We start from the raw sequence: 12,625 nt of genomic DNA on the forward strand, positions 1-12,625 counted from the left end.
GTGCTGCTGGATATGGCGGAAATCGGCGGTCATCTGTATGGCTCGCTGGAATATGCAACCGCTCTGTTTGACCGGGACACCATCGAGCGCCATCTGGGTTATCTGGAAGCGGTGCTGCGTGGCATGGTCGCTGACAGCCATGCCATCGTGACCCATATTCCGCTGGTGCAGGACGATGAGCGTCGGCAGTTGCTCGAAACCTTCAACGCGACCGCCGTGGAGTATCCACAAGGCCTGACGCTGCATGGTCTGTTTGAAGAGCAAGTGGCGAGAACGCCGGATGCCACGGCCTTGACGTTCGAAGGCACGTCATGGAGCTATGCGCAGCTCAACGCCCGGGCCAACAACATCGCTCATCGTCTGATCGGCATGGGCGTCGGTGTGGAGGATCGGGTCGCGATCTGCGTGGAGCGCAGCCTGCATATGGTTGCGGGTCTGCTGGGGATTCTCAAGGCAGGTGCCGGCTACGTGCCGCTGGACCCGGATTATCCTGCGGATCGTCTGGCCTACATGCTGGAAAACAGTGCGCCGGTGGTCGTGCTCAGCCAGTTGTCCTTGCGTGACAGCCTGCCGGGCTGCAAATGCCCGATGCTGATGCTCGATAGCCAGGATCTGGATGGCCAGCCGGGCAATAACCCGACGGTTGCCAACCTGACAGACTCGAACCTGGCGTATGTGATCTATACCTCGGGCTCAACCGGTCAGCCCAAAGGGGTCATGAACGAACACATCGGTGTCGTGAACCGGCTCTTGTGGATGCAGGACGAGTACGGGCTGGATGCGACCGATGTCGTGCTGCAGAAAACCCCGTTCAGCTTCGACGTGTCGGTGTGGGAGTTCTTCTGGCCGCTGTTCAACGGTGCCCGTCTGGTGATGGCGCGTCCGGGCGGTCATCGTGAGCCGGCTTATCTGTGCGACACGATTCAGGCTCAGGGTGTCACGACACTGCATTTCGTGCCTTCGATGCTGGAAGTTTTCCTGGCTCACGGCAACCTGGAGCGTTGCCATAGTCTTACCCGTGTGATGTGCAGTGGTGAAGCGCTGCCGGGGCATCTGGTCAGCCGCTTCAAGGCACAACCGACCGGCGCCGTTCTGTACAACCTCTACGGCCCGACTGAAGCGGCCGTGGACGTTACCGCCTGGGATTGCAGCGGCTTGGAAACACCGGATAACACGCCGATTGGCAAACCGGTGGCCAATACCGGTATCTATCTGCTGGACAGCATCTTCCAGCCGGTACCACTGGGCAGTTCGGGTGAGATCTACATTGCCGGTGTCCAGGTTGCCCGCGGTTACCTGGGGCGTCCGGATCTGACCGCCGAGCGTTTCCTGCGTGACCCGTTCAGCAGTGACCCGGCAGCCCGGATGTACCGCACCGGTGACCTGGGCCGATTCCTGGCCGACGGCACGCTGATTTATCTGGGCCGCAATGACGATCAGGTGAAGATACGCGGCTTCCGTATCGAGCTGGGTGAAGTGGCTGCACGTCTGGGCACTCATCCGGACATTCTGGAAGCAGTGGTCATTGCCCGTGAAGACGAGCCGGGTGACAAACGACTGGCGGCCTATTACACCGCAAGCCGTGATCTGGAGGTCGAAAGCCTGCGTGGCTATCTGCTGGGCCTGTTACCGGAATACATGGTTCCGGCCGCGTATGTAAGGCTCGACAGCCTGCCACTGAGCGCCAACGGCAAGCTGGATCGCAAGCGCTTGCCTGCGCCGGACCGTGACAGCATTGCCAGCCGCACTTATGAGGCACCGCAAGGCGCGACCGAGATATTGCTGGCCGAGATCTGGTCTGAACTGCTGCATGTCGAGCAAGTGGGTCGCTTCGACCACTTCTTTGAACTGGGCGGGCACTCGCTGCTGGCGGTCACGCTGATCGAACGCATGCGCCAGGCCGGGTTGAGTGCCGATGTGCGGGTATTGTTCGGCCAGCCGACCCTGGCTGCGCTGGCAGAGGCCGTGGGCAGTGACCATGAAGTGACGGTGCCGGAAAACCTGATCGTTGCGGGCAGTGAGCAGATCACGCCTCAAATGCTGCCGCTGATCGACCTGAATCAGGACGAGATCGACCGTCTGGTTGCTGCGGTGCCCGGCGGTGTGGCGAACATTCAGGATATCTACCCGCTGGCTCCGTTGCAGGAAGGCATTCTCTATCACCACCTGGCTTCCGAGGTCGGTGATTCTTACCTGCAACAGGCGCTGTTTACCTTCGAGAACCAGGAACGTCTGGATGATTTCATCAGTGCCTTGCGCGGTGTGATCGGCCGACATGACATTCTGCGTACGGCAATCTTCTGGGAAGGCTTGAGCGAGCCTGTTCAACTGGTCTTGCGCCAGGCTCCGCTGCCTATTGAAGTGGTCAAGCTGGACCCGCGCCAGGGTGCGCTGGAAAACCAGTTGCGCGAGCATTTCGATCCGCGTCATTACCGCATGGATGTACGCCAGGCACCGCTGCTGCATATGGCCTATGCCTATGACGATGAGCGGGATCGCTGGGTTGGCATCCTGCTGTTCCATCACATTGCACTGGATCATACCGCTCTGGATGTCTTGCAGGCTGAAATGCAGGCGTTCCTGACAGGGCAGGAAGCACAACTGGACGCTGCCGTGCCTTATCGCAACTACGTGGCCCAGGCACGATTGGCTACAGAGGCGCAGACACACGATGCCTTCTTCACGCAAATGCTCGGCGATGTCAGCACCTCGACGCTGCCATTCGGCCTGCATGATGTGCAGATGGACGGCAGTGGTATCGAGCAGTTCCGGTTGGTGCTGGACGAGACGCTTGGGCAAAGGCTGCGTGCCTGCGCCCGGCAACTGGGCGTGAGTCCGGCCAGCCTGCATCACCTGGCCTGGGCACAGGTGCTGAGTCTGGTCAGTGGTCGCGAAGATGTGGTGTTCGGCACCTTGTTGATGGGCCGTATGCAGGGCGGTGAGGGTGCCGATCGTGCCCTGGGGATGTTCATCAATACCTTGCCGATCCGCATTGATATTTCTGCCCGGAGTGCGCGTGAAGCGGTGCGCTCGACTCATGCTTCGCTGGCGGCCCTGCTGGCTCACGAGCATGCTTCGCTGGCGCTTGCCCAGCGTTGCAGCGGCATCGAGGCACCGGCGCCGTTGTTCAGTGCCTTGCTCAACTACCGTCACAGCGGTGTGCAGGTCGATGCCCAGGCTCAAGCGGCATGGGATGGCATTCAAGGGCTGGGCGGTGAAGAGTGGAGCAACTATCCGGTCGCGCTGAACGTGGATGACATGGTCGATTCGTTCGTACTGACCGCCCAGGCCGTACCTCAGGCCGGAGCGGAACGTATCTGCGGCTACATGAACCGGGCGTTGTACAGCCTGATCGAAGCCCTGGAGCGTACGCCGGACAAACCGGTTCATGAATTGCAGGTCTTGCCGCTGGCCGAGCGTCATCAGGTATTGCTGGAGTTCAACGATACCCAGGTGGATTACCCTGCGGATCAGCCGGTGCATCGTCTTTTCGAGGCACAGGTACGACTGAATCCGCTGGCTGTTGCTGTCGAGCATGATGGTGTCGAGACGTCCTACAGCAGCCTCGACGAGCAGGCCCGGCGTCTGGCCGGACGGTTGTGGCACGAGGGTGTCAGACCGGGTGACCCAGTCGCCATACTGCTGAATCGTTCGCTGGAGTGGCTGGTCAGCGCCCTGGCCATTCTCAAGTGCGGTGCGGTCTATGTACCGCTGGACCGCCAGGCACCCGAAGAGCGCTTGCGCATGGTGCTGGATGACAGTGCCGCTGTGCTGACCCTGAGCGCCGGGAACATGTCGGTTCCCGAGGGCATTCGCTGGCTGGATGTGACCGTTCCAGCGGGTAGTGCCCTTGAGGAGCAGGTTGAGACGGGTGGCAACGATGCGGCTTACATCCTGTACACCTCCGGCTCTACGGGGATGCCCAAAGGTGTGGTCGTGCCGCACCGTGGCATTGCACGCCTGGTCCTGAACAACGATTTCGCGCAGTTCACTGCGCAGGATCGTCTGGCTTTTGCATCGAACCCTGCATTCGATGCCAGCACCCTGGAAATCTGGGGTGCGCTGCTCAATGGCGGGCGGATAGTCATCATCGATCATGAATGCCTGCTGGACCCGAACCGCTTCGCGCAGGTCCTGACTGGCTCCGAAGTCAGCGTGCTGTTCCTGACCACGGCTGTCTTCAACCATTACGTGAGCCTGATCGGCGATGCCCTTGCCGGGTTGCGTGTCCTGATGTCGGGTGGCGAGCGGGCAGATCCGCAGATGTTCGCCCGGATGCGCGAAAAAGCTCCTGCCTTGCAGTTGCTGCATGCGTATGGCCCGACCGAGAGCACGACCTTCGCCACCACTCATGAGGTGAGAGAGGTCGCGCCGGATGCCGCCATCCTGTCCATTGGCAAGCCTTTGTCCAACACACGGGTGTATGTGCTGGATGCGCGACAAAAGCCTGTTCCCGTGGGTGTCGAGGGTGAGATCTGCATTGCTGGCGACGGCGTGGCCCTGGGTTACCTGAACCGCCCGGAACTCAGCGCAAAAGCGTTCCTCGATGATCCGTTCAGCCCGGGCGAAGGTGCCTTGTTGTACCGCACCGGCGATACCGGACGCTGGCAGGCGGACGGGACCCTGGATTGTCTGGGACGTACCGACAATCAGGTCAAGCTGCGGGGCTACCGGATCGAGCTGGGTGAAATCGAAGCCAGGCTGAATATTCATCCTGCGATCAGAGAGGGCGTGGTACTGGCGCGTGAGTCGACTGCCGGAGGGAAATGCCTGGTGGCCTATTTCACTGCCGATGGCGACGTTGATCTCGAAGCGCTGCGAGCGCACATGCAGAACCAGCTACCGGACTATATGGTGCCGGCAGCCTATGTAAGGGTGGAAAAAATGCCATTGACTGCAAACGGCAAGGTGGATGTAAAAGCACTGCCGGATCCTGATGAACTGGCGCTGGTCAGCCGGGGTTATGAAGCGCCTCATGAGGGGCTTGAAACCACACTGGCCGAAGCCTGGGCACAGGTGCTGCAACTGGAGCGGGTGGGACGCCATGAGCGGTTCTTCGAACTGGGCGGCCACTCGTTGCTGGCGGTGCGTCTGGTCGGGGTTCTGACTCAGATCGATGCGCGCATCACGTTGTCCGAGGTCTTCGAACACGACAGTGTCGCGGCCATGGCCGCGCTTATCCAGCAGCGCGGGGCCGGCCAGGCGGGAGAGGGAGGCGCAGTTCCCGTGCGTCGTAGCGGCACCCGTACGCCATTGTTCCTGGTTCATGAGTTCAGCGGTCTGGACCTTTACTTCCCGGCGCTGGGTAAACACATCGACCTCGATACGCCGGTCTATGGGTTGCCCGCCCTGGCCTGGGGTGAGCCGCAATTGCAGACACTGGAATGCATGGCAACCCGGCTGGTCGGGCTGATGCGTGAGGTTCAGCCACAAGGTCCTTATCGTCTGGCGGGCTGGTCGTTTGGTGGTGTTCTGGCCTATGAAATCGCCAACCAGCTGATTGCACTTGAGGAAACGGTCGAATTCCTTGGCCTGATCGACAGCTACTACCCGCGTCTCGTGGATCAGGGGCAGCAGCGTTGGGACAGCGAGCACGGGCATGCCTTGCACTTGCTGGACCGCTGCGAGGTACTGGGCAATGCCGCCGGGCTGAGCAATGAAGAGCGTGCCCGTATCGCTGATGCCCTGGCGGCACTGCAATCGATGGCCCGCCAGTCAGATTTCGATACGTTGCTGGCGGCCTGCCGTGCACAGAATCTGTTGCCAGCGGAAATTGCAGTGCTGGGACGTGACGAGCTCTGGTCTTACCTGGATCGCGAAGTCGCTCATGGCCATGCCCTTGCGAACTACAGCGTGTACCCGATTCCTGTACCGGTGCATCTGTTCGTGGCCGCCGAGCGAGCTGCGGATGCGCCGCTGCATGACGGGAACCTGGGCTGGGAAGCCGTTCTGCCTGTCACTCAATTGCGTTGCATCTCGGTGCCGGGTGACCACCAGACCATGATGGAGGTGCCGCACATCCAGGTGCTGGGCGAGGCCATCAGTGCTGCATTGGAGAATGGCGGGCCTGCAGGTCCGAACGGCGGTACGTTCCACCCATTGCTGACGATTCAGTCCGGGCGTGCCGATCATGTGCCGGTGTTCTGTGTGCCGGGGGCTGGCGACAGTGTCACCGGCTTTATCGCCCTGGCCGATGCTTTCGGTCCGCACTGGCCGGTACACGGCCTGCAACCCAGAGGACTGGATGGCGCGACAGTGCCTTTCGGTCTGGTGGAAGTCGCCGCCGAGGCGTACCTGAAGGCCATCGATTCCGTTCATCCCCACGGCCCCGTGCATCTTCTGGGTCATTCGTTCGGTGGCTGGGTGGTTTATGAAATGGCGGCTCGCCTCCAGGCCCGGGGACGCGAGGTTGCGTCGCTGACCCTGATCGACAGCGAATCGCCCGGCGGCAACGGTGTGGTGGGCAAGCCTTATACGAGCAGCGGCGTCCTGAAGCGCCTGATCGAGGCGATTCAGTTGTCGTCTGGCAAATCATTGAACATCGATGCGGCGGCCTTTGCTGCCCAGAACGATGCCGGGCAGATGCGAATGCTGCATGCGGGCATGGTGCGCGCAGGCATTCTGCCGGCCCGCTCTCCGGTCACGGCAATGAATGGGCCGGCCCGTGCATTCGGGGCCGCCTTGCGTACACGTTACAAACCCGCTCACCGCTATGACGGCCCAGCCCGTCTGGTACTGGCCGAGGACCCGACCCTGGATGCCGCGAACAACCAGCGTGAGCAGCAATCGATGCTCGAAGGCTGGAAGTCCCATGTACTGGACCTGAGCGTCTGGTACGGCCCCGGAAACCATTTCACGATTCTCAAGGACGGTCATGTGCAACGCCTCGCGCAATGGTGGCGCGAGGGACTCGCTGAATCAGGCAAGGAAGTCAGCCCGAAAATGCCCCTTGAATAACGGCCTCGACGGCAAGCATCGACAACCTTCATCCCGGCTGCCAGCCAGCCGGGCCTGTCCGTAACGTATTCGTGGTCCTATATGCCAAAGTTCAAATTTCGCAAAACCGTTATCACTCTCGGTCTGGTGGTTGCTGCCGGGATTCTGTATGCCGCGACTCGCTCCGAGGAAGCGCCGCCCCAATACCTGACAGCCAAGGCAGAGCGCAGCGACATCGAGAATTCGGTGCTGGCTACCGGCGTTCTGCAAGGCGTCAGGCAGGTCGATGTCGGTGCCCAGGTGTCCGGCCAGTTGAAGTCTCTCAAGGTCCAGCTGGGAGATGAGGTCAAGAAAGGGCAGTGGCTGGCCGAGATCGACCCGGTCGTATTGCAGAATTCCCTGCGTCAGGCTCAGGTCAATGAAGAGGACCTGATCGCCAAGAAGGAAGCCACGGCAGCGCAACTGGGCCAAGCCAAGGCCACCTACGAGCGTTATTTGAACCTGCTGCCGGCCAACGCAATTTCGAAGCAGGATTTCGAGACGGCCAAGGCGGATTTTCATGTTCAGGATGCCAACCTGCGCTCCTTGAATGCTCAGCTCAAGGATGCCCGTATCCAGGTGGAAACCGCCCGGGTCAACCTGGGGTATACGCGCATTGTCGCGCCCATCGATGGCGCCGTGGTGGGCATCGTGACCCAGGAAGGCCAGACCGTCATCGCCCAGCAACTGGCGCCGGTGCTGCTCAAACTGGCCGATCTGGACACCATGACCGTCAAGGCTCAGGTTTCCGAAGCGGATGTGATTCACATCAAACAAGGCCAGGAAGTCTATTTCACGATCCTGGGCGAGTCCGACAAGCGCTACTACGGCAAATTGCGCGGTATCGAGCCTGCGCCGCAGAACTTCCTGGAAACCCAGGCCAACAACTCCAGTCGCCAGAACACAGCGGTTTTCTATAACGCGCTGTTCGATGTGCCCAATCCCGATCACAAGCTGCGCATTTCGATGACCGCGCAGGTGCGTATCGTCCTTTCCAAGGCCTCTGGTGTGCTGACAGTGCCTGTTGCGGCCTTGGGCGACAAAGATACTGATGGCCGCTTTGCGGTTCGCGTACTGGATGCTCAAGGTGTGGCGCAGGTTCGCAAGGTCAAGACCGGCATCAATAACAATGTCCGGGTGCAGATCGATGACGGGCTGCAGGAAGGTGATCAGGTGGTCATCGGTGAACCTTCCACCTCGACGGCGACTGCAACCGCAACGTCGGGGGCTGGCGCATGACGACTCAACCGTTACTGGAACTGCAGGGCATTACCCGTCGTTTCAGCGCAGGCGCCAAGGATTTCATTGCCCTGGATAACATCAACCTGACCATCAATGAAGGGGAACTGGTCGCGATCATCGGCGCATCCGGGTCGGGCAAGTCGACACTGATGAACGTGCTTGGCTGTCTCGATCATGCCGATGCCGGGAGCTACAAGGTCAGTGGACGTGAAACCCATGCGCTGACGGATGACGAGCTGGCAGCCCTCAGGCGCGATCATTTCGGTTTCATCTTTCAGCGTTATCACCTGCTTGGGCACTTGAGTGCTGTGAATAACGTCGAGATGCCTGCGATCTACGCTGGTGTCGGCGAGTCAGCCCGAAATGACAGGGCGCAAGAGCTTCTGTCACGCCTGGGGCTGGGAGAGCATCTGAGCAATCGGCCCAATCAGCTCTCTGGCGGTCAGCAGCAACGGGTCAGTATTGCGCGAGCCTTGATGAACGGTGGCGAGATCATTCTCGCCGACGAGCCGACCGGAGCGCTGGACACCGCCAGCGGCAAGGAGGTGATGAAGATTTTGCTGGAACTCAATGCGGCCGGGCGCACGGTCATTCTGGTGACTCACGATGAGAAGGTTGCAGCGCATGCGCAGCGAGTCATCGAGATATCCGATGGCAAGATTGTCAGTGATCGTATCAATCCTGATCGTCAGGCCCCGCAAGACCAGGAGCAGGATCAGTTACCGACAAAAAACCGGAAGGGCAATCGCCTGGTGGCCAGCTTCGAGCTGTTTCGCGAGGCCTTCACCATGGCCTGGGTCGCGCTGATATCACACCGCATGCGCACCTTGCTGACCATGCTGGGAATTGTCATCGGCATTACGTCCGTAGTGTCTATCGTGGCGGTCGGTGAGGGCGCCAAACGCTATGTGCTCAATGACATCGCCGCCATTGGCAGCACGACCATCGAGATATTCCCCGGGACCGACTGGGGAGACAGCCGCTCGGCGGCGATCGAAACGCTCTCCCTGGGTGACGTCGCGGCGCTGGGAGAGCAGTACTACATTGACAGCGCCACGCCCAACGTCGGTCGCAACCTGCTGCTGCGCTATCAGAATCTCGACGTGACCGCGACAGTCAACGGAGTAGGCGACAACTATTTCCGTGTACGGGGCATCAAGATGGGAGAGGGCGTAGGCTTCAGCAAGGAAGACAGCATTCGCCAGGCCCAGGTGGTGGTGATCGATCACAACACCCGTATACGTCTGTTCGGGCCTAAAACCGATCCGTTGGGTCAGGTGATTCTGGTGGATAACCTGCCCTGTGTCGTCATTGGTGTGACCGAAGACAAGAAGAGCGTCTTCAACACCAGCAAAAACCTGAATGTATGGATGCCTTACGAAACGGCGTCCGGCCGTTTGCTGGGCCAGCGTTACCTGGACAGCATCACGGTGCGGGTCAAGGACGGTCAGCCGAGCAAGCTGGTGGAAGAAAACCTGACCAAACTTATCGAGAAACGTCACGGCACCAAGGATTTCTTCACCTACAACCTGGACAGCATCATGCAGACCGTGCAGAAGACCAGTCAGTCCCTGGCGCTGCTGTTGTCGCTGATCGCGGTGATTTCCCTGGTGGTCGGCGGTATCGGCGTCATGAATATCATGCTGGTATCGGTGACCGAGCGTACCCGCGAGATCGGCATCAGGATGGCGGTTGGCGCAAGGCCTTCTGACATTCGTCAGCAGTTTCTGGTCGAGGCGGTCATGGTTTGCCTGCTGGGCGGCCTGATCGGCATTGGCCTGTCCTTTGCCATCGGTTATGTGTTTTCCCTGCTGGTCAAGGAATGGCAGATGGTGTTTTCACTGGGGTCGATCATCACGGCGTTCGTCTGCTCCACCCTGATCGGCATCGTGTTCGGTTTTGTGCCTGCACGCAATGCGGCACGTCTTGATCCTATCGAGGCCCTTGCACGGGACTGAGCCTTGCGGCCAGCCCCGGTTCTCCGGGGCTGAACCGGCTGAGAGGGAAAAGGATTGTGCTGCAAGAAAGAAGAAAGGGTATCGGCAGGATGTAAAACCGATACCCTTGCGAAAGGCAGTGAACGTTGAAAAAGTGGAAAGCTGTCTCAGACAGCCTTTTGATAGACGCCGGCAGCAGTGACACTGCGCTTGGTGTCGGTTGAATGCAGCCAGCGAAGCAGCGGGCTGCGCCCACCAATACCCATCTTTACCGCGGCGCGCTTGAAATAGCTCTCTACGGTGCTGACCTTCAATTCCAGCCGTTCGGCCAGTTGAGGCACAGTGAGGCCTGCCAGCAGACCTACGCACACCTCGGTTTCGCGCAGTGACAGGCTCAGCTCGCACGCATCCAGGCGATCAAGGAAGCGCTGACGCAAACTTTCCATGGCTGCATCTTCTGCGGCACCGGCGATAATCGGCGTTGGGGCCACGGCCGCACGTACGGGTGTCAGGGTGGCGATGTGTTCTTCCACAATGGGCAACAGCATCCAGGACATGTCCTTGAGTTGCGAGCGCTCCTGGCTGGTGAATGGTTTGGACGAGGATGAGCGATAGACCGAGATGACGCAGCGCTGGCCATTGCTGTGCGATGCCAGGTGCACTTGAGGCACCTCACTCTGGTCTGCGCACTGGGCCGAGATGTCCTGTACGTCGAATCTGATGCTTTTATCGATACGGGCATTGGCAAACTGGTCGGCGCTCAGCAAGACTGGCTCCAGGCGGGGCTTGCCGGTCTGCGGCGTGGCATCCTGACTTGAGCTTCTGGTCATGGGAGCGGGTACTGATGCCGTTGCCGCGACCTCCACCAGCCTGGTGCGGTGCTGGGTCACATGAGTGGCGTCTACATGGAGCGAGGCACTGATCAGATCGTGAAGCAGGCGGGCAAAATGACGGCTTCCAGTACCGGTGATGACTTTACCCAGGTGGGGAAAAAGTTGTTGAACGTTCATCAGACTTCCTTTTTGTGTTAGATGAAATTTTTTTCAGTTGAATTTCTTCAACCTTCCCAATCGCGACTGAAACGGCGACGGGCCTATGGATTAAGGTCTGGGTCGTGATCTTCCTGTACGCTTCCCAAGCCTTCCCCTTGACGATTCAAGGGCTATTTTTTCGCAGCGAGTAATACCAGGAACTTGTAAGACTATTCAAAAAACGACATCGATCGGGTTAAACATCTATCCGGCGTTCGGCGCTCGGGTGGCGGAGTGGAGTAACTATTTGAGCGATGTCTGAATATTGAACAGTGATTGATTTTTAACTTTCACCTCTCTCTTTTACTACTGTACCTAGGTACAGGAATGATTCAGGAGGCCGTGCGTGAGCTATTATAATTTTTTTCAATGCCCCAAATAGTTAATGTTTATCGAAGACTTTCCTTAAGGTGAAACCTTACTAAACATTCCTGCCTGTCGTGCATCGCTTAAACATATATATGTTTCAAACGCGTGTTTGTTGAGTAAGTTATGGGGGTATATCGCGGGCGCACACAAACTACGCACTCATTGAGTGCGAAAGTGTGCTTTCAATCAGGGCGAAAAGAGGGAGGTAGTCTATCTTTCTGGACTAGACCACGGCTTGGATCTGGACTAGACCAAGTTGAGATACATGGCTTTCATCATGGCTTGCTTCACGTTGACGCACTCCAGCTTTTCCGTCATCTGATGGGCGTAGAATTTCACGGTGCGCTCACTGATATTCATGATCAGCCCGATTTCACGGTAGGTCTTGCCCATGCTCAGCCATCTCAGAAACTCGTTTTCACGAGGCGTCAGCCTCAGCGAGTCGGAGGTGGAGGAGGGCTGCGGCCTGTTGTGATGGGCGAGATCGCTTATGGCCTTTATCGCCAGCTGATGGGCTTTGACACTGGGAACGAAGGCTTTGTTGGCCAGGGAAGCGGCCAGGTGCATCGAGCCAAACGTGCGACCTGGCTCATGCATGGGCACGGTGAAGCCCTGCTCGATCCCGTAGTGGGCGGATTGCTCGACCACCTCCAGGTTGACATGCTTGGGGCGCAGGACCTCGCTCCAGAAGAACGGGCTTGAGGTGTTTGCCGAATGAATGATGATGGGGTCTTTCTTGTAGAGTGATTTCTTGCGGTAGGTCTCGATCCATTCAGCCGGGTAATTGCTGAATATGGAGACTCGAGAAATACCCAGCGGGGTGAGGTCCATGTGGAGGTAGGCAAAATAATCAACGCTTAACTTGCCAAACAGGGAGGCGAGCGAACTGATATATTCAGTTTCACTGGCGGCAGGGAAATTGCGCTCCGCTTCGATGAGCAAATCAAATACCTGTGAACCCGGCAGTTTTATGGGCATAGAGTCAGTCCGATAAATATCAATCTTGGCCACGCTTGTGCGTGTCTGTTACCCGGTCAAGAACGCTGAATAGTGCGAGTTTTCATCGGAAAC

General features: G+C 58.8%; 5 protein-coding genes (1 of these 5 running past the window's edge). 3 read left to right on the forward strand and 2 right to left on the reverse strand.

Annotated elements, in window-relative coordinates; genetic code table 11:
* The 3 genes from KQP88_RS12150 to KQP88_RS12160 all read left to right on the forward strand — a co-directional run.
* A protein-coding gene (locus tag KQP88_RS12150) for a non-ribosomal peptide synthase/polyketide synthase (RefSeq protein WP_216705829.1) crosses the window boundary here: on the forward strand, positions 1 to 6,957 show its 3' end. Its footprint begins 23,898 nt before the window's first position; only the last 6,957 of its 30,855 coding nucleotides appear in the window; the start codon falls outside the window, past its left edge; the stop codon is at positions 6,955 to 6,957.
* 81 nt (positions 6,958 to 7,038) lie between these two features.
* Complete coding sequence (gene macA, locus KQP88_RS12155; RefSeq protein WP_200992272.1) at positions 7,039 to 8,214, forward strand: macrolide transporter subunit MacA; 1,176 nt, start codon at positions 7,039 to 7,041, stop codon at positions 8,212 to 8,214.
* Positions 8,211 to 10,175, forward strand: coding sequence for a MacB family efflux pump subunit (locus KQP88_RS12160; RefSeq protein ID WP_025260147.1), 1,965 nt, complete (start codon positions 8,211 to 8,213; stop codon positions 10,173 to 10,175). Before macA ends, KQP88_RS12160 begins: the two co-directional genes overlap by 4 nt.
* Positions 10,176 to 10,321: 146 nt before the next feature.
* Here KQP88_RS12160 and KQP88_RS12165 read toward each other — a convergent pair whose 3' ends face one another.
* Positions 10,322 to 11,164: a helix-turn-helix transcriptional regulator gene (locus tag KQP88_RS12165; protein ID WP_200992271.1), complete on the reverse strand. Its 843-nt coding sequence runs from the start codon at positions 11,162 to 11,164 to the stop codon at positions 10,322 to 10,324.
* A 636-nt stretch (positions 11,165 to 11,800) separates the two neighbouring features.
* Positions 11,801 to 12,532 (reverse strand): helix-turn-helix transcriptional regulator, encoded by a 732-nt coding sequence (locus tag KQP88_RS12170; RefSeq protein ID WP_200992270.1) that lies wholly within the window; start codon positions 12,530 to 12,532, stop codon positions 11,801 to 11,803.
* Positions 12,533 to 12,625: the final 93 nt, after the last annotated feature.

Source organism: Pseudomonas lijiangensis (assembly GCF_018968705.1).
GTDB classification, from domain to species: Bacteria; Pseudomonadota; Gammaproteobacteria; order Pseudomonadales; family Pseudomonadaceae; genus Aquipseudomonas; species Aquipseudomonas lijiangensis.

Coding starts and splice junctions, on each gene's coding strand:
- KQP88_RS12160 (WP_025260147.1), top strand. CDS start 8,211: ATGACGACTCAACCGTTACTGGAACTGCAGGGCATTACCCGTCGTTTC.
- KQP88_RS12165 (WP_200992271.1), bottom strand. CDS start 11,164: ATGAACGTTCAACAACTTTTTCCCCACCTGGGTAAAGTCATCACCGGT.
- KQP88_RS12170 (WP_200992270.1), bottom strand. CDS start 12,532: ATGCCCATAAAACTGCCGGGTTCACAGGTATTTGATTTGCTCATCGAA.
- macA (WP_200992272.1), top strand. CDS start 7,039: ATGCCAAAGTTCAAATTTCGCAAAACCGTTATCACTCTCGGTCTGGTG.